Origin of the sequence: Frankia sp. AgB1.9 (assembly GCF_016786355.1) — a bacterium.
Lineage (GTDB): Bacteria > Actinomycetota > Actinomycetes > Frankiales > Frankiaceae > Pseudofrankia.
Genome location: NZ_JADWYX010000063.1, coordinates 1 through 22,860, shown reverse-complemented (window position 1 = coordinate 22,860; position 22,860 = coordinate 1). Strand labels below are relative to the sequence as shown.

The 22,860-nt window shown below is 71.9% G+C and carries 21 protein-coding genes; 11 read left to right on the top strand and 10 right to left on the bottom strand.

Features of this window, described 5'->3' with window-relative positions; all coding sequences use genetic code 11:
• Positions 1 to 267: 267 nt before the first annotated feature.
• The 9 genes from I6A60_RS23860 (at position 268) to I6A60_RS23820 (ending at position 9,992) form a co-directional block, all read left to right on the top strand.
• A complete protein-coding gene (locus I6A60_RS23860) occupies positions 268 to 2,202 on the top strand; it encodes a serine/threonine-protein kinase (RefSeq protein WP_203021497.1) in 1,935 nt (644 codons plus the stop codon).
• Between the two features lie 69 nt (positions 2,203 to 2,271).
• Positions 2,272 to 3,075 carry a class I SAM-dependent methyltransferase gene (locus tag I6A60_RS23855; protein WP_203021496.1) on the top strand — a complete coding sequence of 268 codons (804 nt, stop codon included), beginning with the start codon at positions 2,272 to 2,274 and terminating at the stop codon, positions 3,073 to 3,075.
• Positions 3,076 to 3,313: 238 nt separating this feature from the next.
• Positions 3,314 to 3,823: an OmpA family protein gene (locus I6A60_RS23850; RefSeq protein WP_307873833.1), complete on the top strand. Its 510-nt coding sequence runs from the start codon at positions 3,314 to 3,316 to the stop codon at positions 3,821 to 3,823.
• On the top strand, positions 3,820 to 4,623 hold the full coding sequence (locus I6A60_RS23845; RefSeq protein ID WP_203021494.1) for a hypothetical protein: 804 nt from the start codon (positions 3,820 to 3,822) through the stop codon (positions 4,621 to 4,623). Before I6A60_RS23850 ends, I6A60_RS23845 begins: the two co-directional genes overlap by 4 nt.
• Positions 4,624 to 4,821: 198 nt before the next feature.
• A complete protein-coding gene (locus I6A60_RS23840; protein WP_203021493.1) occupies positions 4,822 to 5,412 on the top strand; it encodes a hypothetical protein in 591 nt (196 codons plus the stop codon).
• A 129-nt stretch (positions 5,413 to 5,541) separates the two neighbouring features.
• Positions 5,542 to 6,621: a hypothetical protein gene (locus I6A60_RS23835; protein WP_203021492.1), complete on the top strand. Its 1,080-nt coding sequence runs from the start codon at positions 5,542 to 5,544 to the stop codon at positions 6,619 to 6,621.
• A gap of 152 nt (positions 6,622 to 6,773) precedes the next feature.
• Complete coding sequence (locus I6A60_RS23830; RefSeq protein WP_203021491.1) at positions 6,774 to 7,337, top strand: tetratricopeptide repeat protein; 564 nt, start codon at positions 6,774 to 6,776, stop codon at positions 7,335 to 7,337.
• A gap of 288 nt (positions 7,338 to 7,625) precedes the next feature.
• On the top strand, positions 7,626 to 8,831 hold the full coding sequence (locus I6A60_RS23825; protein ID WP_203021490.1) for an esterase family protein: 1,206 nt from the start codon (positions 7,626 to 7,628) through the stop codon (positions 8,829 to 8,831).
• 60 nt (positions 8,832 to 8,891) lie between these two features.
• Positions 8,892 to 9,992 (top strand): LLM class flavin-dependent oxidoreductase, encoded by a 1,101-nt coding sequence (locus I6A60_RS23820; protein ID WP_307873832.1) that lies wholly within the window; start codon positions 8,892 to 8,894, stop codon positions 9,990 to 9,992.
• A gap of 103 nt (positions 9,993 to 10,095) precedes the next feature.
• Here I6A60_RS23820 and I6A60_RS23815 read toward each other — a convergent pair whose 3' ends face one another.
• The 3 genes from I6A60_RS23815 to I6A60_RS23805 all read right to left on the bottom strand — a co-directional run bounded on the left by I6A60_RS23815 (position 10,096) and on the right by I6A60_RS23805 (position 14,331).
• Positions 10,096 to 10,947, bottom strand: a complete 852-nt coding sequence (locus tag I6A60_RS23815) for an SDR family oxidoreductase (RefSeq protein WP_203021489.1) — start codon at positions 10,945 to 10,947, stop codon at positions 10,096 to 10,098.
• 299 nt (positions 10,948 to 11,246) lie between these two features.
• Positions 11,247 to 12,845: a class I adenylate-forming enzyme family protein gene (locus I6A60_RS23810; protein WP_203021488.1), complete on the bottom strand. Its 1,599-nt coding sequence runs from the start codon at positions 12,843 to 12,845 to the stop codon at positions 11,247 to 11,249.
• Positions 12,846 to 12,999: 154 nt separating this feature from the next.
• Positions 13,000 to 14,331, bottom strand: coding sequence for an alanine racemase (locus tag I6A60_RS23805; protein ID WP_203021511.1), 1,332 nt, complete (start codon positions 14,329 to 14,331; stop codon positions 13,000 to 13,002).
• Positions 14,332 to 14,567: 236 nt separating this feature from the next.
• Here I6A60_RS23805 and I6A60_RS23800 point away from each other — a divergent pair, with 236 nt between their 5' ends.
• Complete coding sequence (locus tag I6A60_RS23800) at positions 14,568 to 15,938, top strand: D-arabinono-1,4-lactone oxidase (protein WP_203021487.1); 1,371 nt, start codon at positions 14,568 to 14,570, stop codon at positions 15,936 to 15,938.
• Positions 15,939 to 15,963: 25 nt separating this feature from the next.
• Here I6A60_RS23800 and I6A60_RS23795 read toward each other — a convergent pair whose 3' ends face one another.
• From I6A60_RS23795 to I6A60_RS23785, 3 genes are all read right to left on the bottom strand, one after another.
• Positions 15,964 to 16,128, bottom strand: a complete 165-nt coding sequence (locus tag I6A60_RS23795) for a hypothetical protein (RefSeq protein WP_203021486.1) — start codon at positions 16,126 to 16,128, stop codon at positions 15,964 to 15,966.
• A gap of 331 nt (positions 16,129 to 16,459) precedes the next feature.
• Positions 16,460 to 16,930: a YbaK/EbsC family protein gene (locus I6A60_RS23790; RefSeq protein WP_203021485.1), complete on the bottom strand. Its 471-nt coding sequence runs from the start codon at positions 16,928 to 16,930 to the stop codon at positions 16,460 to 16,462.
• 327 nt (positions 16,931 to 17,257) lie between these two features.
• Positions 17,258 to 18,229: a LysR family transcriptional regulator gene (locus tag I6A60_RS23785; RefSeq protein WP_203042576.1), complete on the bottom strand. Its 972-nt coding sequence runs from the start codon at positions 18,227 to 18,229 to the stop codon at positions 17,258 to 17,260.
• A gap of 73 nt (positions 18,230 to 18,302) precedes the next feature.
• On the opposite strand from I6A60_RS23785, the gene I6A60_RS23780 reads away from it, so the two are divergent.
• Positions 18,303 to 18,530: a hypothetical protein gene (locus I6A60_RS23780; protein WP_203021483.1), complete on the top strand. Its 228-nt coding sequence runs from the start codon at positions 18,303 to 18,305 to the stop codon at positions 18,528 to 18,530.
• A gap of 108 nt (positions 18,531 to 18,638) precedes the next feature.
• Here the strand turns inward: I6A60_RS23780 and I6A60_RS23775 are convergent, their stop codons facing one another.
• Genes I6A60_RS23775 through I6A60_RS23760 form a run of 4 tightly spaced genes read right to left on the bottom strand, consistent with a single transcriptional unit; the run spans position 18,639 to position 22,628 of the window.
• Positions 18,639 to 19,382 carry an ABC transporter ATP-binding protein gene (locus tag I6A60_RS23775; RefSeq protein WP_203012076.1) on the bottom strand — a complete coding sequence of 248 codons (744 nt, stop codon included), beginning with the start codon at positions 19,380 to 19,382 and terminating at the stop codon, positions 18,639 to 18,641.
• Positions 19,382 to 20,296 (bottom strand): ABC transporter ATP-binding protein, encoded by a 915-nt coding sequence (locus I6A60_RS23770; RefSeq protein WP_203012075.1) that lies wholly within the window; start codon positions 20,294 to 20,296, stop codon positions 19,382 to 19,384. The genes I6A60_RS23775 and I6A60_RS23770 overlap by 1 nt, the downstream gene beginning before the upstream one ends.
• A complete protein-coding gene (locus tag I6A60_RS23765; protein WP_203012074.1) occupies positions 20,293 to 21,699 on the bottom strand; it encodes a branched-chain amino acid ABC transporter permease in 1,407 nt (468 codons plus the stop codon). Before I6A60_RS23765 ends, I6A60_RS23770 begins: the two co-directional genes overlap by 4 nt.
• On the bottom strand, positions 21,696 to 22,628 hold the full coding sequence (locus I6A60_RS23760; RefSeq protein ID WP_203012073.1) for a branched-chain amino acid ABC transporter permease: 933 nt from the start codon (positions 22,626 to 22,628) through the stop codon (positions 21,696 to 21,698). The genes I6A60_RS23765 and I6A60_RS23760 overlap by 4 nt, the downstream gene beginning before the upstream one ends.
• Positions 22,629 to 22,860: the final 232 nt, after the last annotated feature.

Sequence of the window (22,860 nt, the reverse complement as noted above, 5' to 3'; positions counted from 1 at the left end):
CGGTGCGTCGAGACCCGTTCAGGCCGACGACCGATCACGGGTCCGGCGACGCTGGGTAGCGACTCTGATTCACAAGGTATCGACGGTCCGGTCCGGTCGGCCGGTACACCGGGTGCTGACGACCCGGCGAGGCGCACACGAGAAGCTGTTCGGGGTGCCACTCCGGATTGCCGTCCGGGATGATGGAATGGCCGCGGGAAACTCCCGCCGAAGCCGGGGAAGAGCCGAAATGCTCAACCGTCCGGACGTCGGCGGCGCGCGTCCCGCATGTTGGGTGGGGGTGACGTGACAGCCGGGCCAAACCGAGTGGTGGCGGGTCGCTACCGGCTGCTCGCGCCGTTGGGCGCGGGCGCGATGGGCACCGTCTGGCGCGCCTTCGATCAGCTGCTCGATGCCGAGGTCGCGCTCAAGGAGATCGAGTTCGCCGGCGGCGTTCCCGACGAGGAGCGCGCCGACCGGGTCGAGCGCGCGCTGCGCGAGGCCCGGCACGCGACCAAGCTGCGCGCCCACCCGAACGTGGTGACGATTCTTGACGTCGTCCTCGAGAGCGGGCTGCCCTGGATCGTGATGGAACTGGTGCCCTCACGGTCGCTGTTCGACGTCGTGCGCCAGGACGGCCCGCTACCACCGGTCGAGGTGGCCAGGATCGGGCTGGCGATGGTCGACGCACTGGCCGCCGCGGCCGAGTTCGGCATCATCCACCGGGACGTCAAACCATCCAACGTGCTGATGGCGAACGACGGCCGGATCGTGCTCACCGACTTCGGCATCGCGACCGGCGACGGAGATCCGACGCTGACCGTGACCGGCGTTATCGGAACTCCGCTTTACATGGCCCCGGAACGGCTGAACAGCCTGCCGGCCACGCTGGAGTCGGATCTCTTCAGTCTCGGTGGCACTCTTTATTTCGCGGTAGAAGGACAGGCGCCGTTCGCGCGGGACAGTTTCAGCGCGATGCTGGCGGCGATCGTGCTCGCCCCGGTCGCCTACCCACGGCAGGCCGGACCGATCGCCGACGCGCTGATCGGCCTGCTGGAGAAGGACCCGGCGGTCCGGATGCGGGTCGCCGTCGCGCGCCGGATCTTCATCGACAGCATCCGCGCGGTCGACGTCGCGTTCCTCGACCCGGAGGCGACCGCGTCCGCCCCGCGCCGGACCCGCGCCCAGCCCGCCGGAACGACCCAGCCACAGGACGCCCCGGTCGCCGTCCCGGTCACGACCGCGCCTCCGGTGCTGGCCGCCGCTCGGCCGGCGCCGCGGGCCGAGCCCGCGGGCGGACGGCCGGCGCCGCCGAGCGAGCTGACCGCGACCGAGGAGGACGGCGCGATCGCGCTGAGCTGGGAGCCCTCGCCGACCCCCGGCGTCGTCTACCGGGTGTTCCGGCTGGTCGCGGACCCGGCGGCGCCGAACGGCTGGCGCGCCCGGGGTCTCGGCACGACCGGCGTCACCGGGCTGGTCGACGCCGGAGTCCCCAAGGGTGTGCCGTTCCGGCACGAGGTCGTCGCAGTGCTGCGCGACCCGTCTGGCCACACGATGACCGTCGGGCCGGACTCGCCGTCCGCGTCAGCGCCGGTCGGCACCGCGCCCCGAACCATGTCGCCCCGGATCCACGGGCTGCGCGCCGACCTGCTCGGCGACGCGATCGCGCTGTCCTGGCGGCCGATGCCCGGCCAGAACGAGGTCGTCATCGAGCGGGTCTTCGACCCGTCCTCGTCGTTCCAGGGCGCGATGCGCCGGTTCCGCGGCACCGGCGGGCAGTACCTCGACCACGACGTCCAGCCGGGGGCGACCTACCGCTACCGGGTCTGGGTGGCTCCGGCCGTCCACGGCACCCTCGCGCTCGACCTGGCGGAGGGCGCCGAGGTGGCCGCCACCGCGGTCCCCCGCCCGCGCGCCGTCACCGACCTGGAGAGCCAGCGGACCCCGGGCGGCACCGTGCTGCGCTGGACGAGCGTGCCCGGTGCCGTCGTCCGGGTCTACGCGACCCCGGTCGCGACCGGGTCAGGGCTGTCCGGGACGGGGCCGTTCGGGCCGGCGGGGCACGAGGTGCGGGTCGGGTCGCTGGAAGGCAGGGCCCGGCTGGTCGGCGAGAGCCGCCGTGGCCGCCTGCTCGACCCCGAGGGGGGCGCCGACGTCGTCTACTCCCCGGTCAGCGTGGCCGGCGACCGCGCCATCATCGGTGCCGCCGTCATGCCAGGATGACCGCTGCGCCGCGGCGCCTGGGCGCCGTTCGGGGGCGGAGAACCGATCCCCTTCTGTAGAGGATGCACGATGAGCGAGGCGGGGTCCGTCCGGTACGAGGACGTCGACGAGACGACGGCCAGGACCGCGAGCCGGCGGTACTGGGAGGACGAGGCGGCCGCCTACCAGAAGGAGCACGGGGCGTTCCTCGGCGACGTCGACTTCTGCTGGTGCCCGGAGGGGCTGCGCGAGTCCGAGGCCCGGCTGCTCGGTGACGTCTACGGCAAGCGGGTACTGGAGGTCGGCTGCGGCGCGGCGCAGTGCGCCCGCTGGCTGACCGCGCGCGGCGCGCGGGTCGTCGGCGTGGACCTGTCCGCGGGCCAGCTCGCACACGGCGCCGCGCTCGGGCGCCGGACCGGGATCGAGGTCGGGCTCGCGCAGGCGGACGCGACCGCGCTGCCGATCGCGTCGGAGTCGGTGGACCTGGCCTGCTCGGCGTTCGGGGCGGTGCCGTTCGTCGCGGACAGCGGCGCGGTGATGCGCGAGGTCGCCCGCGTGCTGCGCCCGGGCGGGCGGTGGGTGTTCTCGACGAACCATCCGATGATCTGGTGCCTGCCGGACGAGCCGGACGAGACCGGGCTGCGCGTCATCCAGAGCTACTTCGACCGGCGCGCCTACCTGGAGCGCGACGGTGGAGGTCGGCCGGCGTACGTCGAGACGCACCGCACGATGGGCGACCGGGTCCGCGAGATCGTGGCCGCCGGCCTGGTGCTGCTCGATGTCGTGGAGCCCGAGTGGCCCGAGGAGAACACCGAGATCTGGGGCCAGTGGGGGCCGGTGCGCGGCTACTACGTGCCTTCCACCGCGATCTTCGTGACCGCCCGACCGGAGTGATCCGACCCGGCCGGGACCGGCCGGAGGCAACGAGAGGCGCACCGTCTCGGTAACGATGCGTTATCGAGACCTCAACAATCTACGGACAAGTCCCACTTGAGACACAACGACCTGGCCTGGTCGCAGTCCACCCGGCTTGCCCCGTTATGTTTGGCCCCGCATTCGCCGTTAGGGGCTGTCTGTGTATCACGCCAACCACCCCACCGGGGATGTATCGCCCGAGAGGCGACACATCCCCGTGGTTCGCACGCGCGCTGGAGCTGTCCTCGCGGCCTGCGCGCTCGCCGTCGTGGCGGCTGGGTGTACCTCTACCAGCAGCGATACAAAGTTCACCCCGGCCGCACCCGGCAGCAGAACGCTGCCGAGCGTCGCGCCGTTCGAGCTGCCGGACCTGAACAGCTTCATCAGGCTGCCCGACGGGAGCCTGATGTCGTCGGTCAACTCGGACTACCTGTTCGACGTCGGCAGCGACAAGCTGGTGCCCGACGCGACCGCCGAGATCGAGAAGATCGTCCCGGCGATCCAGACCCACGACGGTCCGGTCCAGATCCTCGGTTTCACTGACGGTGTCGGAACGGACTCCTACAACCAGGACCTGTCGCAGCGCCGCGCTGACGCGGTGAAGGCCATCCTCGTGGGGGCCGGCGTCAAGGCGTCGCTCCTGCAGGCCATCGGGAAGGGCTCGGACGGCGCGCCCGCTGGCGTGCCCGACTCGACCCGTCGCAAGGTGGAGATCGTCCTCAAGTGAGCACCCTGACCGCCGCGCGCCCGATCCGCCGCCTCGCGCTCGCCCTGGCCGGCGTGCTGATCCTCGTCCCCGTGCTGGCCGGCTGCGACCTGAACAGCGTCCTGGGCAAGAAGGCCGACTGTTCCCTCTACCAGGCCAAGACGAAGAGCAAGAACGCCACGCCGCTGCTGCTCGTACTCCTCGACCTGTCGAACAACTCGGCCGACACGGGGCAGCAGGTCGCGACCGCGCTGAAGCCCTACCTCGACGACGCCCTGTCCGACGGCGCCTACGTCAAGCTCGTCGCCAGCGGCGGGTCGGCCGCCGGGCTCAAGACGTTCTCCTGCTTCTCCGGCTCGACGCCCTACCTCGTCAAGCGGAACAACTCCAACCGCCAGAACAAGGACCGGGCCGCCGGCTCCGTGCAGCTCCAGACGCAGATCACGAACGACGTCCAGGAGACGCCGATCAGCCAGACCGGCAGCGTCACCAGCCTGCTCGGCGGCGTTCCGGACGACATCCAGGCAGTCAAGGCGGTCCCCGGTGTGAAGATCGGCACCGTCACCGTGCTGGTGTGGAGCGACCTGCTCGGCAACGGCGGAGACCAGGACTGCATGAACGTCGAGAACAAGCAGGCCTCCGTACAGGTGGCCGAGGCCGTGGTGTCCCGCTGCTTCGCCGCCCAGCAGATCAGCCCCGTGAAGGACGCGAAGATCCGCTTCATCGACGTCAGCCAGGGGAACCTGACACCTCCCCAGCAGAACCTCTCCCGGTATCTGCGCGGCGAGCTATGCCGGCGGCTGAGCAGTGACTGCAGCTAGCCGCGCCGCGGCCACCGTGCGCCGCGTGGAGTCGCCCACCCGGGTGGCACCACGCGGCCTTGCCGTCAACGGGATCAACCCGGTCACCACCGGAAGCGCACCAATCAGGGCCACCCAGCCAGAAGTCGGCGCGACGCCACGCCACCTTCGCGCCACCGGCGGCCTCATCACCGAGGGTCATCGACCGGAGGCAGCGGCATGAGCATCTACGATCAGAACTCCCGACCTACGGAAGTGACGACGGCTCCGCAGGAGTCCTTCGTCGCGTCCACGCAGTCGATGGCGCGGGCGAAGAAGCGTCCGGGCGGCTCCTTCAGCGAGCACCGGGACCAGCACTATGCGCCGGCGCTGATGCGCTCCGGAGCCGTGATCTCCGTCTGCGTCCTCGCGATGCTGGTCGTCGTCGGCTTCCTGTGGCTCACGCTGCCACCCAAGTCGTCCGTGCGGGTCTCCGTGAGCGGCTCGATCTTCGTCACGGCGATCGGCTTCTTCCTGTCCGGCAACACGTTCCGGCTGCGCGACGTGCGGCGCCGGGTCGGGAACCGGGCCAGGGCCGGGCTGATCGCGCCGATCGACGCCCTCTCCGAGCTGCCGCCGCGGGACACCATCCACCGCCGGTTCATCATCGGCGCGGTGTCGGCTGGCGTCGGCCTGACCGCGCTCGTCATCGTCGCGGTGCTCGCCCGCGGCGAGGACGACAACAACGCGACGATCATCGCCCCGATCATCGGCGCGATCTTCGCGATGCTCTGCTTCCTCGCCGGCAGCTACTCCCGCCCGATCGACTGACGGCGACCGATCTGATGGCGTCACCCAGGCCGATGCCCCCCGCCGGCCCAGCACACCGGCCACGAATCATCGCCGTGGCCCTGAACACCACCGAAACAGGCACGAAGAGATACGGAAAGCGAGACCCAGGTGCTGCGCAGGGGTAACCAGCCAGGGAAACTGGCCAAGCAGCTGATTCGCCGGGTCGGGGACGCCGACGTGGCCTTGGCGGGCGCCGAAACCCGTCCCAAGGTGCTCAAGACCCTCGAGGACGCCGAGGTGCAGGAGGTCCGGGCTGCCACCCGGGCCGACGCACGCTCCCTCGAGGAGCAGATCGCCGAGCTTCGCACGGAGATCGACGCCCGGGCGGAGCGGCGCGAGCGGCAGACCGAGCTGATGCGGCACAAGGTCGAGCAGGCCCGGCTGTGGCGCAGCGTCGGCGTGCAGGAGCGCATTCCCCAACTGCACCTGGGGAAGGCCGCGCGCAGCGCCGTGCTCATCGTGCTGGCCGCGCTGGACTTCTATGTCTTCGCGAGCGCGTACGCCAGCGTGGACGACGTCGGCCAGTTCACCGTGAGCTGGTGGCTGGGCGGTCTGCTGGGTATCGCGGTCTTCTTCGCGGGCTTCGCGCTGTCGCACGCCATCAAGGGCTCGATCCTCGCCCGCGCCCAGCGGCAGTTCCTGCACGCGGCCGACAACGGCCGGCTCAACATCGACCAGGACGTCCGTCCGCAGCTGGTCGACTCGAAGTCCTCGCCGCTCGCCCTGTGGCTCACCGCGGTCATCTTCTTCATCCTGATGATCGCCGGCGTCCTGGTCCGGGTCCAGGGCAGCGCGGCCAACGCGTCCCTCGCGCTGATCCTCTTCCAGGGCCTGATCCCGCTGGTCGCCGTCGTCGTCGAGCTCTACCTGCACGACCCGATGGAGCGCGACGACCCCCTGCCGACGTGGCGGGACCGGCGCCTGGAGCGCAAGCTGGCCCGGGCCGAGCGGCGGCTGCGGGTCGTCGCGGCACAGGTCGAGGCCCGAGTCGCCAAGATCGAGAAGCTGTACCGGGTCGAGGAGGCCATCCTCGACGTCGAGCAGAAGGACATGGGCCTGCGGCACACCACGGACCTGGTCCTCAACGGCGGCCACATCCCGACCGTCTCGTCCAACGGACGGGTGGCCGAGGTCGACCGCGACCAGCTCGAGAAGACCATCAAGATGGCTCGCAGCAGCCGTTCGTAACGGCACCTGATCCCAGCGAGGGCTGGGGTGGCCGCCTGACTCCTGGGCCGGCCGCCCCAGCCCTCGTCGTTTGCCGCGACCGGCCACCAACTGGTCAGCCGCCTGTGGGGAGCCGGTTACGGCGGGCACCGGAGCGGTCGCAAGAATGGGGCATGCTCACCGAGGACGACGTTGACGACATCGTGATCAAGGCGGCCGGGGACGGGCGGCACGATGCCGCTGCGACCCGGTTCGAAGAGCTGGCCGGGCGGCCTGAGCTGCACGGCGAGGAGATCAACCGAGCATCGCTGCTGGTCGACGCCGGTGGGCAGCACGGGCTCGCCGGCGACTGGGACGCGGCGATCCGCTGCTACCGGGAGGCTGTCGCCGACGGCGGCGCCCAGACGATCGACCCCCGGGTCTGGCTGCACGACGCGCTGCTGCGCCGCGGCCAGCTGGAGGAGGCGGCGACCCTGCTCAAGCAGCTGAGGGCCACCCGCAGCCAGGACCCGGACTTCTACGCCGCGGTCGCCGAGTCGCTGGAGGCGCAGGGCCTGCTGGCCGACGCGCACACCTGGTTCACCATGGGCTACCACCGCTGCGAGAACGCCGACGTGCCGGAGTTCCTGCTGGACCTGCTGCTGGTCGGCCGCCGCCGGGTCCGCGCCAGCCTCGGCTATCCCGTCGACGACCTCGACGAGCTCGCCGAGGACTACCTCGCCGCCGCCGGCGACTAGTGCCACACCTGGCCTGCTCCGGCCCCGCCGAGGCACGGGCTTGATCGCCAGTCTGGCCGCCCGCCCACTGGCCGCGTCAGTCGCCGGGCCCCGCGAGGTCCACCCGCTGGCTTGATCGTCGTTTTGGCCCTCCCATGGTCACAGAACCGGTGCGGTTACAGCCACGCGAGGGCCAAAACAGCGATCTTGCTGGTCTCGGGACGAGGCCGGGCTCGATGGACCGCCGTGACCTGGCGGACTCCCAGCGAAGCCACGTTTGCGGCCCGGCTGAAATGGGAGCATGCGGGCATGAGGTCGGGGGAAGCGCCGGAGCGGGGGCCCGCGCCGCACGCCGCCGACGGCGACGATGCGGCCAGAGGCGACGCGGCACGAGGCGACGCGGCCAGAGCTGACGCAGCCAGAGGCGGCGCGGCCCGGAACAAGGCGCCCGCCGACGGCGGGGACGGGTACGACGAGATCAGCGACCGCGAGGGCGGCGCCCGCGCAAGGGCCCAGTTTCCCGAGCGGCTGCCGAGCCTGGAGGAGCGGCGGCGCGCGGCGGGCGGCGGGCCGAGCCGACGCCGGGTACTCGTGGCCGGCGCCGGGGTGGTGGTCGGAGCGGGCCTCGTAGCGGCCGCAGGCGGCGCGGTGTACGAGGGCTGGCTCCCGGGTCGGCCGCGGCTGATCAGGGCGGTCGAGGGCTGCGGAACCCCCGGCACCCCGCCGGCCGGCGTCACCGCCGGCCCGGTCACCACCACGACCTTCCGGAGCGCCGCCCGCCGCCGCGACGTGAGCCTGGTCGTCGCCTATCCACCGGGCTACGCCCCGCGGCCGGCCTCCGGCGGCGGGACCACCGGGGCCCCCGGCAACCGCACCACGACCGGCACCGGAGGGCTGCCCGCGCTGCCGCTGTGCCTGGTGCTGCACGGCCGCGGCGACGACGCCCACGCCCTCGTCTCCGGGCTGGCGGGGCCTTCCTACCTGGCAGCGGCGACGGCCTCCGGGGTGGCACCGTTCGCGCTGGCCGCGGTCGACGGCGGCGAGACGTACTGGCATCGGCGGGCGAACGGCGACGACCCCGAGAAGATGCTGCTCGAAGAGGTCCTGCCCCGGCTCGCCGCGCAGGGGATCGGGGTCGACCGGTTCGGGGTGCTCGGCTGGTCGATGGGCGGCTACGGCGGGCTGCTGCTGGCCCGTCGGCAGCCGGCCCGGGTGGTCGCCGTCGCCGCGAGCAGCCCAGCGGTCTGGGGCAGCTATCCGGACGCGGCGGCCGGCGCGTTCGACTCGGCCGCCGACTTCGCGGCCAACCGGGTCCTCGGCGTCGGCCCCGCCGGTGAGGTCAGCTACCGGATCGACTGCGGCAACGCGGATCCGTTCAGCCCGCGCGCCCACGAGCTCGCCACCGAGCTGGGCGCGGCCGAACGCGACTTCACGGTCGGCTGCCACGACTTCGGCTTCTGGCGCCGTCAGCTTCCCGCCCAGCTGGCCTTCCTCGGCGGCGCCCTGTCCGGCTGACGGCGAGACAGGGGCCCGGGACGGGAAGACGGCGGGGGCGGTCCGGAGTTGTGCCAGGACGTGACGTCGCAGCCTGGCGGGCTCGCACCCGTGCCGTTTCCCCTGCCGTTGTCGGTGCTCGATCTCGTGCCGGTCGGGACCGGGGTGACGCCAGGGGACGCCATCCGCAACTCGCTCGACCTGGCTCGACGGACCGAGCAACTCGGCTTCACCCGTTACTGGCTGGCCGAACATCACGGCATGCCGGGCATCGCGAGCGCGGCGACGGCCCTGCTGATCGGCCAGGTCGCGGCCGCGACCGAGACGATCCGGGTCGGTTCCGGCGGCGTCATGCTGCCCAACCACGCGCCCCTGGTCGTGGCCGAGCAGTTCGGCACGCTCGGCGCGATGTTCCCCGGCCGGATCGACCTCGGCCTCGGCCGTGCCCCCGGCACCGACCAGGCGACGGCACGGGCACTGCGCCGCATCACGGGCCGGGTCCTCACCGAGGACGAGTTCCCCGACCAGCTGGCCGAGCTGACGACCTTCCTGGCCGGTGCCGAGTTCCCCCAGGGCCACCGGCTGCACGGCGTGACGGCCTTCCCGCGCGCCGAGATGCCGCCGATCTGGCTGCTCGGGTCCAGCGGCTACAGCGCCCAGGTGGCCGGAATCCTGTCGCTGCCGTTCGCCTTCGCGCACCACTTCAGCGCGCAGAACACGCTGCCCGCCCTGGAGCTGTACCGCTCCTCGTTCCGGCCATCGGCTGGCCGCGAGCGGCCGTACGCGATGGTCGCCGCCGCCGTGCTGGTGGCCGACACCGATGAGCGCGCGGAGTGGCTCGCCGGCCCGATCCGGCTGACCATGATGCGCCTGCGCACCGGCCGGCCCGGGACGTACCCGACGCCGGAGGAAGCCGAGGCCTACCCCTGGACCGACCAGGAACGCCAGGTCGCGCGCCAGGCGACCGCCTCGCATGTCGTCGGCTCGCCTGAGACGGTCCGCCGCGGGCTGCGTGACCTGCTCGACGCGACCGGCGCCGACGAGCTGATGGTCACCACGAACGTGCACGGCCACGCCGACCGCGTCCACTCCTACGATCTGCTGGCCGAGCTCGGCAGGGACCTCGGGTCGGCCCGGACGCCGGCCGGCGCGGTCGGCGAGGCCGCGCGCCCGACCAGCTGACCTCCAGCGCGGACCCGGGTGGCCACGCCGCGGTCAGGCGCCGGCCGGGCGGCCCCGGACGTCGGACCGCGGCGTCTCAGGCGCCGTCAGGCAGTCGGCGCCGTCAGGCGGCCGGGCGGGCGGCATCGGCCGCGCTGGCGAGGTCGCGGGCGGGCTTCGCGGGCCGCGTCATCTTCGACGGGTGCAGCACCTTCTCGGTGATGCGGGCGACCAGGCCCCGCGGCAGGAAACGCGGCGCGTTCGCCGTCAGGCGGTAGAGCCAGCCGTCGATGGCGTACGGCGCGCCGCGCTTGAGGCCGCGGAAGGCGGTGGCGACGACCTCGTCGGGGGTCCGCAGCCGGCCTCCGGTCGCGACCTCGTAGCCGAGGCCCTCGAAGAAGTCGGTGTCGGTCTGGGCCGGGCAGAGCGCCATGATCTGCACGCCCCGGTCGCGGTACTCGGCCCACAGCGCAGTGGTGAACGACAGGACGAACGCCTTCGCCGCGCCGTAGACGGCCATGTGCGGCACGGCCTGGAACGCCTGCACCGAGCTGAGGTTGATCAGCGTGCCGTGGTCCCGTTCAAGCATGCCGGGCAGGAACAACCGGGTCATCCGCTCGACCGCGGCGCACAGCAGCATCACCTCGCGGTGGTGCAGGTCCTGATCGAGATCGTGGTAGTAGCCGTGCTGGCCGAAGCCGGCGTTGTTGACCAGGATGTCGATCGTGAGCCCCAGCTCGGCCACCCGCGCGGCGAGCCGGTCCGGGCCCTCCTCGAGGGCGAGGTCGACGCCGATCTCGTGCACCGTCACCGGATGGCGCCGGCGCAGCCAGGCCGCCGCCGCCGGAAGCTTCTCGTTCGGCAGCGCGGCGATCACCACGTCCGCGCCGCGGCTCGCGAACCCGTCCGCCAGAGCCAGGCCGATGCCTGACGAGGCGCCCGTGACCAGGGCGGTCTGCCCGCTGTAGTCGCTCACCTTGATCACGCTCTCCCCGCCGCGGACACATGCCGCCGCTCGCCGGCAACCCGGTACATCTTCCGGATTGTGGCGAAGCGGCCAGAGCCATCTTCGGCCATGGGCAGGGGTAGATCTTCACGTGGTGGTTACATCCGTACCCTTACGGGAGTGTCGGGTGCCCATCTGAACACGTATGGGCGCTACCAGTCGTCGACCGTGACCGTCAGCCCGACCGGACATACCAGTAAATAACTGAAAGTTTCCGATCGGTGACGGAGCGGATCGGCGAAGTCAGAAAGGCGACATGACCCGCGACGTCAGCGGTCCAGCAACGCGCGCAGCGCCTTGCGGTCGGTCTTCAGCACGCTGGTGATCGGGATCGTGTCGACGACCAGCACCTCGCGCGGGTACTTCACCGCCGAGATCCGCTCCCGGGAGAAGGCGACGAGCTCCGCCGGCGTCACCGTCGCCCCCGGCGCGAGCTGGACGAAGGCGACGATCTCCTCCCCACGCGTCGCGTCCGGCCGGCCGACCACACCGCAGGCGACCACCTTGGGGTGCGTGAGCAGCACGTCCTCGACGTCGCGTGGGTAGACGTTGAAGCCGTTGCGGATGATGACGTCCTTGATCCGGTCGACGACGTAGAGGTAGCCGTCCTCGTCGCACTTCCCGACGTCGCCGGTGTGCAGCCAACCGCCGCGCAGCACATTGGCCGTCTCCTCGGGCGCGTTCCAGTAGCCGCGCATCAGCGACGGCCCGCGCAGGCAGATCTCGCCGTCCTCGCCGACGACCGCCTCGGTACCGTCGCGCCGCTCGATGCGCACCTCCACACCCCCGACGGGCTTGCCGACGCTGCCGATCCGGATGGCGCCCCGCGGCGCGGACGAGACGATCGCGGCCGCCTCGGTGCAGCCGTAGCCCTCGGCCAGGGCGATGTGCGGCAGCCGGCGCTGCCACTCCAGAGCGGTCTCCCGCGGCAGCGCGGCGCTGCCGCTGACGACCCTGCGCAGGCTGGACGTGTCGTGACTCTCGACCGGCGTGTCCAGCAGCATCCGGATCATCATCGGGACGAGGGCGCTGATCCGCACCCGGTGGCGGGCGACCAGCGTCAGGAACTCGCCTGGGTCGAACCAGCGCATCAGCACGGACGTGCCGGGACGCGTCGAGTGCAGGCCCATCACGTTGATGGCGAGCCCGTAGACGTGGGACAGCGGCAGCGGGGACAGGCCAGCCAGCCGGCTGCCGTCCTCGGGCGTCTCCTCCTCGTGGGAGACGTTGGCCGCCCAGGCGGCGGACGACAGCGCGTCGTGGGTGAGCACGACGCCCTTGGAGCGGCCGGTCGTGCCGCCGGTGTAGAGGAGCGCGGCCATCTCGGTGGACGAGGTGTCGACCAGCCCGGCCGCCTCGGCGGCCTCCAGCTCGGCGAAGTCGACCACCGGTGGCACCGGGCCGCTCCCGGCCCCCGCGAGGTCGGCACCCCCGGAGAGGCCCGGGGCATCGCCGGCGACCACGACGGCGGCGACCGTAGGCACGCCGGTCGCGGCGCCCAGCACCTTGGGCAGGAAGTCCGGGGTGGTGACGACGAACCGGGCGCCGCTGTCGGTGAGCACGTGCCGCAGCTCCGGCTCGCTGAGCAGGAACAGCACCGGCGTGACGACCGCGCCGGCCCGCCAGACCGCCGTGTAGGTGATCCCGACCTCGGGGCAGTTGGCCATGCAGACGACGACCCGGTCACCCGGCAGCAGGCCGGCGGCCCGCAGCCCTCCGGAAAGCCGGGCACCCCGTTCGATCAGCTGGGTGCCGGTCCAGCGCTGGTCCTCGAAGTAGAGCAGCGTCTCGTCGCCCACTCGTTCCTTCGCCAGCTCGGCCAGCAGGCCGAGGCTGCTGCCGGTCGCCATCGTCCCGGTCACCGTCATCGCGTCACGTTCCCTTCGCGCCCGGACGGCCGCCAGTCGGGCCGGCGGGGCCAGGTCGGATACTCGTGAGGTACGACACACGTCCGCGATTGGCATGCTGCACCCATCGCGGCGCGGACACCAGAGATCCATTCCGGCGCGCCGGACCGGCCGGTCAGAAGGCCTGGCCCTCGCCGCGGTAGGTCGGGACCGGGCGGACCGAGCCGTCGGCGTCGACGAGGTGCAGCAGGTTGACGTGCTCGCACAGCTCGCCCGCCTTGGCGTGCCGGAACCAGACCCGGTCGCCGATCCGGAGCCGGTCCGCCGCCGGGCCCCGCAGCGGGGTCTGCACCTCACCGGCCCCCTCGGTGCCGACGAACCGCAGGCCGGAGGGGTGCACGGGCCGGGGCACCCGGTCCGGCCCTGGCGGCCCGGAGGCGATCCAGCCGCCGCCGGCCACCGTCACGATCCCGGGCGTCGGGCGGCGCACGACCGCCAGCGCGAACAGGGCGGCCGGCGCGGGCGTGAAGGCCTGGTACCGGTCGAACAGCGTCGGCGCGTAGAGCCCGGAGCCGGCGGCGATCTCGGTGACGGCCGGCTCCGCCGTGGTCCAGTGCACGCTGCCGGTGCCGCCGCCGTTGACGAACTCCAGCCCGCCTCCCGCCGCGGTGGCGACCTCGCCCACGGCGGCCACCACGGCGGCGCGGCGCTCTGCGAGCTCAGCCATCGAACGGGCCTGCATCCGGCGCACGACCTCGGCCCGCGCCCGCGCGCCGGCCCGCGCCGTCCGGCCGAGTGGGGCGGCGCCGTCGCCCAGGTCCGCGGGAACGTCGCCGAGGCCGGCGACCTGGGCCTCGTACGCCATCACACCGACGAGCGTGAACCCCGGCCGCGCGACGACCGCCCGGGCGAGCTCGCCGGCCTGCGTGACCGAGTGCACCGGCGAGCGACGCACGCCGACGTGTACCCGGCCCCCGGCCAGCCGCAACGAGGCGTCCAGGTCGAGACAGACCCGCAGCGCCGGGCGGTCCGGGCCGACGACCTCGTCGATCAGGTCGAGGTGGCCGACAGAGTCCACCATGAGCGTCACCCGGGCCGCGGCCAGCGGGCTGGCGGCCAGGGCGCGCAGCGCGACCCGGTCCGTCGTGGGATAGCCGACGACGACGTCCGGGAACTCCTCGGCGAGCCAGACCGCCTCGGCGAGGGTGTAGGCGAGGATTCCGGCGAACCCCTCGGTCGCGAGCACCTCACGCAGCAAGGCCCGGCAGCGCACCGACTTGCTGGCCACCCGGATCGGCTTCCCGGCCGCCCGACGGACCAGGTCGGCGGCGTTGGCCCAGAACGCCGGCAGGTCGACCACCGCGAACGGCGAGCTCAGCGCCGAGGTGGCCGACTCCAGCCGGTCCCAGTCCGGCTCGGGAGCGACCGGCGGCGTGCCAGACCTGCCAGACCCGCCAGGGGCCGTCGAGCTGGAGGCCGTCGGCCCCGTTGGCATCTCCGCGCGCATCTTGGCCACCACCTGCCCATCGTGTCGGTTACGGTCACGCCTGGCCAGCGTTCTTTGATCGATTCCAGGCTCGACCGCCGGTTCGGATCCACCCCGTTCGTTCCCGCGAGACCGCCACAAGATCACAGCCGGGTTCGCGCGCATAGGGCAAGATGAGACGGCGAACGCCAGTCATCTCACCGGTGCCCCGTCCTGGCTGCGCGGGGACGCTAGGCGCGGACGCTCGGAGGTAATCAGTGGGCTCTTCCGCCGGCTGGCGGCAAAGGCGGTCGGAGACCCCGACGGCGTGGACGAACTGGGCGGGCAACCAGACGGCGACGCCGGCCGAGGTCGCGCACCCGGCCGGCCCCGACGAGGTCTCGACCCTGGTACGCAAGGCCGTCGACGGTGGTTCGCGGCTGCGCCCGATCGGGACCGGCCACTCGTTCACCGCGATCGGGCGGCCTGACGGTCCGGACACGACCCAACTGGTGCTGGACCGATGCGCCGACCTGCTCGCGCTGGACGCCGCCAGCGGGCTGGTGACCGTCGGCGCCGGGATGACGCTGAGCCGGCTCAACCGGCTCCTCGCCGAGGCGGGGCTCGCGTTGACCAACCTCGGCGACATCGAGCGGCAGACGATCGCCGGGGCGCTGGCGACCGGCACCCACGGCACCGGCGCCCGGTTCGGCGGCCTCGCGACCCAGGTACGGGCCTTCGAGCTCGTCCGGGGCGACGGGGAGATCGTGCTGTGCTCGGCGCACGACCAGGCCGACCTGTTCGCCGCCGCCAGGGTGGGGCTCGGCGCTGTCGGGGTCGTCACCTCGGTGACGCTGCAGGCGGTGCCGCTGTTCGCGCTGCGGGCCGACGAGGGCTCGGCCCGGCTGCCGGAGCTGCTGGACGGTTTCGACGAGTTCGCCGACGGCGTCGACCACGCCGAGTTCTACTGGTTCCCGCACACCGACCGCACGCTGACGAAGCGCAACACCCGGATTTCCCTGTCCGCCGGGCAGAGTGAGCTCGAACCACTGGGCCGGATGCGGGGATGGTTCTCCGACGAGTTCCTGTCCAACCGGGTCTTCGGCATGGTCGTCGCCACCGGCCGGCACGCACCGCGCACCATTTCGCCGGCGGCCAGGGTCAGCTCCCGGGCACTCGGCGCCCGCACCTTCACCGACCTTTCCTACAAGGTGTTCACCTCGGAGCGGCGGGTGCGTTTCAAGGAGATGGAGTACGCGCTCCCGAGGGCCGCGCTGGTCGACGCGATCCGCGAGCTGACGGCCGCGGTGGAACGCTCCGACCTGCGGATCTCCTTCCCGGTCGAGGTCCGGGTCTCGGCGCCGGACGAGATCTGGCTGTCGACGGCGCACGGCCGGGAGACCGGCTACGTCGCGGTGCACGTCGACCACGGCACCCCGCACGAGGAGTATTTCGGGATGGTCGAGGCCATCATGACCGCGGCAGGCGGCCGGCCGCATTGGGGAAAGCTGCACACCCAGACCGCGGAGACCCTTCGGCCGCGTTACCCGAAGTTCGACGACTTCCGAGCCGTCCGTGCCCAGAGCGACCCAGCGGGGGTCTTCACCAACGACTACCTCGACCAGGTCCTCGGGCCTGTGGCCGGATAGTGACTCCGGCATTCCCGACTGGCGGTTACTCGGGTAGCGCCGTGTCGGCTGGGTCCCAGGAGTCGGCGGCCCAGTCGTCCAACTGCCAGGGCGCGGACGGGTCGATGCGTTCCAGCTCGACGTGCAGGGTGTAGCTGGACTCGCTCAGCCAGCCGCGGGGGTAGCCGATTCGCTCCTGCGCATAAGCCACGCCTTCGCCTCCTTCACCCGTGCCGCCGTCGCGCCCGGTCCCTCGACCGGCCCCGTCACGGCTACCAGAACGGGCGGAAGCGTACCGTCGCCAACTGGTTGCATCGACCCGCTGTCGAGTGCGAGACAAACGGCTCGAAACGGCACCGGCCGACGTTCCCGCGACCAGGAGCACACCGGCCCGATCCTCTGGTGAACCTGCTGGCTATCCCGTCGCCTTGATCGCTGTTTTCGCCCTCCGGTGGCTACGAAACAGCGCCGGATACGACCACCGGAGGGTCGAAACAGCGATCATGGGGGCCGAAGCCGGCCGAACCTCGCCGGAGGTGGTTCTAGAACTCGTGGCGGACGTCGGCCCATTCGCCTTGGGTGATGGCGTGAAGCTCGTCGGGATTGGTCGGGAAGACCGCGTTGGGGGTTCCGGCCGCGGCCCACAGCTCGGCGTGGGCGAGCAGGTCGCGGTCGAGGAGAATGCGCATCTCGGTGGCGTGCGCGACCGGGGGAACGCCGCCGATGTTGTAGCCGGTCGCCTCGCGGACGGTCTTGGCGCCCGCGCGGCCCACCGGGCTGCCGAGCAGCGCCGAGACCTTGTCGGTGTCGACCTGGTTCAGACCCGACGCGAGCACCATTATGGGCTGGTCGCCAGCCAGGAAGACCAGGCTCTTCACGATCTGCCCGACCGAGGTGCCGAGCGCCTCGGCGGCCTCGTTCGCGGTGTGTGAGCTGTTCGGCAGCTCGCGGGCTTCGCCAGCGGCGCCCAGCTCACGCAGGCGCTCCTGAAAACGCTCCACCGTCGGATGCATGACGTTCCCTGCTTCTTGATCGAATGTTCAGTACATGTGCTGTGCTGGTCTATCAGGACCCGGCTGCCCGCGCACACGCATCGACGCCGGACACTCCGTTCGCTGAGCGTCCGTCAGCCATCCGTTGGCCCACGACGTCGTGCGGCGGGAGACGCGCCCCGTGCGATAACCCGCTGGTCCGCGATGGCGGACGCGCGGTAACCACCCCGATTCCAGCCCCGTATTCGCGCGCCCTCCAGGACCGCACGCTCGCCGGGGAGGACAAAGATTAGCCGGCCGCTCCAGGCACCCGGACGCCGGCCGTCACCAGCCCGAACACGGCACCGGTCAGGCCAGCGCGGCCGGCTGGGCACCGACCGGCCGGACGGCGACCGGCGGGCAGATACCCGGCAGCAGCGGGGCCGCGGCTTCGGCTAGCCGCGCCGCGTCGACGAGCGCCCGCACCACGGCCGCCAGGTGCGGCGCGCCGCCGGAACCGCGCCTCAGCGCCACCGCGAGCCGGCGCACCGGCGGGTCGACGAGCGGGCGCAGCACCACCCGGTCCGTCGAGCAAAGCCCGGCCAGGCGAGGGATGAGCGCGATCCCGCAGCCGGCGGCGATCAGGCTGAGCACCGCGGGGAAGTCGTCGCTGCGGTGGCGAATCCGCGGCGCGAACCCCGCCACCGCGCAGCCCGCCAGCATGATCTGCAGGCAGGCGGTGCCCGCCCGGCTCGCGATGTAGTCCTCGTCGGCGAGCTGCGCGAGCGAGACCCGGTCGAGGCAGGCAAGCGGGTGGTCGCGCGGCAGCGCCACGTCGAACAGGTCGTCCAGCAGCCCGATCGTCTCGAACCGGCCGTCGTCGGGGTGGGTCGAGACGAAGTCACACGCGAGGTCGAGCTCGCCGCCGATCAGCATGTCGTAGCAGTCGGGCGGCATCACGTCGACGATCGTGATGTCGATGCCCGGATGGGTCTCGCGCAGCCGCTCTATCGCGGGGGCGACAATTCCGACGATCGCCGTCGGGAAGGCGGAGATCGTCACCGGCCCGATCCGGCCAGCGTCGAACGCAGCGAGGTCGGCCTCCGCCCGCTCCAGCTGGGCGAAGATCTCGTCAGCGTGCCGCAACAACACGCGGGCCGCCGGAGTCAGCCGGACGTTGCGTCCGACCTGGTCAAGCAGGGGAACGCCGGACTCCCGGGCGAGCGCGGCGAGCTGCTGGCTGACCGCGGACGGGGTGAGATGCAGCGCGGCGGCGGTCGCGGCCACGGTGCCCCGGCAGTCCAGCTCGCGCAGCAGGCGGAGGCGTCGAACGTCGATCACGTAGAAGAGCTTAACGGTGTCGGCAAGAAAAATTAGATGGACCGGAGGATCGAACACACGTCACTCTCAACGCATGGTCATCGTTGCACTCATCACCCTGGCGGTCCTGCTGATCGTGGCGGGCGTCCGGCGCTTCGGCACCGACTCCCGCGACGGCCGGGACTGGCGCCGGCCCCCATCCTCCGACCTCGACGAAAGCCATCCCTGGACCGCCGGCTACCGCGACGGCCCCCGACTCCATGACGTCCAGGCCCGCCAGGAGACGCTGGCCGGCTCGCGCCAGCGCGGCCTGTTCGGATGACCCCGGCCACCGGCCCGGCCACCGGCAATCTGGCAGCCAGCGCATGACGCTGCCGGTGATCCGAAAACGGCGGCACCCGTCATCGGCGGGTGCCGCCGTCCAGGTCGGTCAGGAGCTCGCGGCTGCCTCGGCGCCGGTCGGAGTCCCGACATCCTCGCCGAGGTAGGCCTGCCGGACGCGGTCGTCGGCGAGCAGCACGTCGGCCGGGCCGTCGAGCACGACCCGACCGGTCTCCAGCACGTAGCCCCGGTTGGCGATCCGCAGCGCCTGGGCGGCGTTCTGCTCGACCAGCAGCACGGCGACGCCGGTGGCGTTGATCTGCGCGATGACCTCGAAGATGGTCTGGACGATCAGCGGCGCGAGGCCCATCGACGGCTCGTCGAGCAGCAGCAGCCGCGGCCTGCTCATCAGGGCGCGACCGATCGCCAGCATCTGCTGCTCACCGCCGGACAGCGTGCCGCCGGCCTGGCCGATGCGCTCCTTGAGCCGCGGGAACATCCCGAAGACCATCTCCAGGTCTGTCGAGACGTGCTTGCGGTCGTGGAACGCGCCCATCAGCAGGTTCTCGCGGACGGACATGGACGGGAAGATCCGCCGGCCCTCCGGTGAGTGCGCGACCCCGCGCCGGATCAGCTGGTGCGCCGGAATCCTCGACAGCGGCTCGCCGTCGAGGAGCACCTGCCCGGCCCGTGGCCGCAGCAGGCCGGAGATGGTGCGCAGCGTCGTCGTCTTGCCGGCGCCGTTCGCGCCGAGCAGCGTGACGATCTCCCCGGCGTCGACCGTGAGCCGCACCCCGCGCAGGGCGGTGACGGCGCCGTACGCGACCTCGACGTCGACGAGCTCCAGCAGCATCAGGACCGGTCCTTCCCCGTGGTGTTCCCGGAGGCGGGCTCGTCGCTCTGGGCTCCCAGATACGCCTCGATGACCGCCGGGTCGCGCTGCACCTCGGCTGGGGTGCCATGCGCGATGACCTGTCCGAAGTTCAGCACGACCACGCTCGCCGCGACCGACATGACCAGCCGCATGTCGTGCTCGATGAGCAGAACCGAGACACCGGTGTCGGCGATGGCGCGGATCAGGTTGGCCAGTTCCAGCTTCTCGGACGGGTTCGTGCCGGCCGCCGGTTCGTCGAGCAACAGCAGCTTCGGCTCGGTCGCCAGCGCCCGGGCGATCTCCAGCCGGCGCTGCTCGCCGTACGGCAGCGACGACGAAAGCTCGTGCAGCCGGTGTTCCAGCCCCACCAACCGCATCAGCTCGACCGACCGCGCTATCCCGTCGCGGTCCTCCCGCCGGGCCCGCGGCGTCCCGAAGATCGCGCCGAGCGCGCCGTGGCGCTGGCGCATCTCGGCGCCGATCTGCACGTTCTCCAGCGCGGACAGCGCGGGGAACAGCCGGATGTTCTGGAACGTGCGGGCGACACCGAGCTTGGTGATGGAGTGCGGCGTCCTGCCGACGATCGAGTACGCCTTCTGGGGCGTCGGCGCGAAACGCACCGAGCCTTCCTGCGGCTTGTACGCCCCGGTCAGGCAGTTGAACAGCGACGTCTTGCCTGCGCCGTTCGGGCCGATGACGGCGAGGATCTCGCCACGCCGGTGCCGCAGCGAGACGCCGTTGAGGCTGGTCACACCGCCGAACCGCAGGGTGAGAGCCTGCGCGTCGACGACCACGTCGCCGGTCGGGTCGCCTGCGCTCGGAGTACCGGTCGCGGCGGTCGACGTCGCCACGGCCGCGGCCCCGGCCGGGCCGGATGCGCGGTGCTTGCTCATGAGGCCAGGTCCTCCGAGATCGGCGCGGAACCGAGCGAGTCCGCGTGGCCGACGCCCTGCTCGGCCAGCTTGATCTCCCGCCCGCGCCGCCGCGACGGGACGACACCCTGCGGCCGGAAGATCATCATGATGATGACCACCGCGCCGAACCAGATATAGCGGTCCGTCGCCGGCACCTTGTCTCGCAGGTAGAACGCCAGTCCCTGCAGGACGACCGACCCGACGACGACGCCCAGCCGGTTGCCCATGCCGCCGAAGATGACGATCGTCACGACGAGGAACGACGCCTGCAGGCTGAAGACCCCGGGGTTGAAGAACTGCTTGCTCGCGAACAGCACCCCGGCGAAGCCGGAGACCGACGCGCCGATCGCGAAGGCCAGCAGTTTCATCCGCAGCGTCGGGACGCCGGTCGCCTCGGCGGCGATCTCGTCCTCCCGGATCGCAGCCCAGGCCCGGCCGATTCTCGACCGTTCCAGCCGGCCGAGCGCGAGCATGACGATGACGATGATGACGAGCAGCAGGTAGTAGTACGGCCTCGGATCCAGCTTCCAGGCGTAGTTGAAGCCGCCGATGTGAATCGAGAGGTGCGGCACGCCGAACGCGCCCCGCGGCCCGTTCGTCCACGACGAGTTGTTCGCGATCAGCTGGATGATCTCGCCGAACCCGAGCGTAACGATCGCCAGGTAGTCACCGCGCAGCCGCAGCGTCGGCGCGCCCAGGATGATGCCGGCCAGCGCCGCGAGCACGAACGCGATCGGGAACACGAAGAACGGGTTCAGGCTGAACGGCGCGTGCACCGGGAGCGGCGGCGACGTGTGCTTGTACGAGAAGTAGGCCGTCGCGTAGGCGCCGATCGCGAAGAAGGCGATGTAGCCGAGGTCGAGCATGCCGGCGTAGCCGATGACGACGTTGAGGCCGAGCGCGAGCAGCGCGTAGATGCCGATGTCGTTGACCATCGACTGCTGCGCGGCCGTCGAGAAGAACATCGGCGCGAGGATCGCGAGCACCAGCAGCACCAGGTTGGCGCCGATCGGGGCGAACCTGTTCTGCGTCACGATGTTGGCCGGCCCGCGCGCCTGGTCGACCGTCCCCTGCAGCAGCGACCGCAGCAGCGGCCAGAGCGCGACCACCACCCACATCACCACCGCGATGAGCAGGAAGGTGACGATCCGGGGGTGGAAGATGTCCTGCGCCACAGCGTGAAACGGCTTGTCCGGCGAGCCGTCCTTGCCGGTCATCAAGGCGAGCACGAGGCTCAGCAGCACCCAGGTGCCGAGCAACCGCAGCCCCTTGGCGCCGAAAAGCGCCGTGGTGACCAGGGCGCCCGCCCCGGAGCCGCCGGCCGGTCTGGGCGGCGACGCGGGGGCCGGCGTCGGATCCGACACGGTCGGCGCGGCGCTCATGCGGCCCTCCCCAGTCGCTCGCCGAGCAGGCCGGTCGGCCTGACCATCAGGATCAGCACGAGCACGAGGAACGCGATGACGTCCTTGTAGGACGCCTGGAAGATGAAGCCGCCGTAGCTCTCGATCAGCCCGAGGGTCAGGCCGCCGAGGACCGCGCCACGGACGTTGCCGATACCGCCGAGAACCGCGGCGGTGAACGCCTTGACCCCGGGCAGGAAGCCCATGTTGTTCGCGGCGCTGAACGTCATCGCCTGCAGGAAGCCGCCGGCGCCCGCCAGCGCCCCGCCGATGACGAAGGTCAGCACGATGACCCGCTCGACGTTGACGCCCATCATGATCGCGGTGTCGGCGTCCTGCGCGACCGCGCGGATGCTCTGGCCGAGGCGGGTGCGGGCGACCAGCGTGTCGAGAACGATGAGCATGAACGCGGCGACCGCGAGGATGACCAGCGTCTGGGTGTTCACCTTGCCGGTGAAGACGTGGAACACGACGCCGTTCGTGAATGCCGGCGGCAGCGGCACGTTCTGGTGCCCCCACAGCTTGCCGGCCATGTTCACCGCGAACCCGGACGCGCCGATGGCGCTGATCAGATATGCCAGCCGGGGCGCGCTCCGCTTCCGCAGCGGGCGGTAGGCCACCCGCTCCAGGACGAAGGCGGCGAGCGCGCCGGACGCCGCACCGGCGATGAGGCCGACCAGCACGATCCCGACCGAGGCCATGCCGGACGGGGTGTGGTCGAACCCGTGGATGATCGGTCGGGCCGCGAACAGGCCACCGAACGCGCCCAGCATGAAGACCTCGCTGTGCGCAAAGTTGATCAGCTGCAGGACGCCATACACCAGGGTGTAGCCGAGCGCGATGACGGCATACAACGAGCCCGACATCAGCCCGTCGATGGTTAGCTGCCAGAACTGGTGGACGAAGCCCATGCATCCGCCTTGTCGAAGGTCTTCCGCTACCGCGGGCGCGACGGAACAGGGTCGCCAACTCCCGCAGCCCCCGGAGAATCGGAACGGGCGGCGGACAAAGCGCGCCCGCCGCCCGATCGATGAAGTTCCGTGCCGAGCCGCGATGCGAGGCACCACGGCCCGGCTCCCGGGGCGGGGGGGGGGGGGGGCGGCCCCGGCCGGGGGCCGGGGGGGGGGGGGGCCCCCCCGGCCC

Bases quoted from the DNA above. Each gene is read 5' to 3' on its own strand.
- I6A60_RS23810 (WP_203021488.1), bottom strand. From the start codon at position 12,845: ATGACGGTGACCGGGACGATGGCGACCGGCAGCAGCCTCGGCCTGCTG.
- I6A60_RS23780 (WP_203021483.1), top strand. From the start codon at position 18,303: ATGGTCATCGTTGCACTCATCACCCTGGCGGTCCTGCTGATCGTGGCG.
- I6A60_RS23805 (WP_203021511.1), bottom strand. From the start codon at position 14,331: ATGCGCGCGGAGATGCCAACGGGGCCGACGGCCTCCAGCTCGACGGCC.
- I6A60_RS23775 (WP_203012076.1), bottom strand. From the start codon at position 19,382: ATGCTGCTGGAGCTCGTCGACGTCGAGGTCGCGTACGGCGCCGTCACC.
- I6A60_RS23840 (WP_203021493.1), top strand. From the start codon at position 4,822: ATGAGCATCTACGATCAGAACTCCCGACCTACGGAAGTGACGACGGCT.
- I6A60_RS23770 (WP_203012075.1), bottom strand. From the start codon at position 20,296: ATGAGCAAGCACCGCGCATCCGGCCCGGCCGGGGCCGCGGCCGTGGCG.
- I6A60_RS23790 (WP_203021485.1), bottom strand. From the start codon at position 16,930: ATGCATCCGACGGTGGAGCGTTTTCAGGAGCGCCTGCGTGAGCTGGGC.
- I6A60_RS23760 (WP_203012073.1), bottom strand. From the start codon at position 22,628: ATGGGCTTCGTCCACCAGTTCTGGCAGCTAACCATCGACGGGCTGATG.
- I6A60_RS23855 (WP_203021496.1), top strand. From the start codon at position 2,272: ATGAGCGAGGCGGGGTCCGTCCGGTACGAGGACGTCGACGAGACGACG.
- I6A60_RS23860 (WP_203021497.1), top strand. From the start codon at position 268: ATGTTGGGTGGGGGTGACGTGACAGCCGGGCCAAACCGAGTGGTGGCG.
- I6A60_RS23825 (WP_203021490.1), top strand. From the start codon at position 7,626: ATGAGGTCGGGGGAAGCGCCGGAGCGGGGGCCCGCGCCGCACGCCGCC.
- I6A60_RS23830 (WP_203021491.1), top strand. From the start codon at position 6,774: ATGCTCACCGAGGACGACGTTGACGACATCGTGATCAAGGCGGCCGGG.
- I6A60_RS23765 (WP_203012074.1), bottom strand. From the start codon at position 21,699: ATGAGCGCCGCGCCGACCGTGTCGGATCCGACGCCGGCCCCCGCGTCG.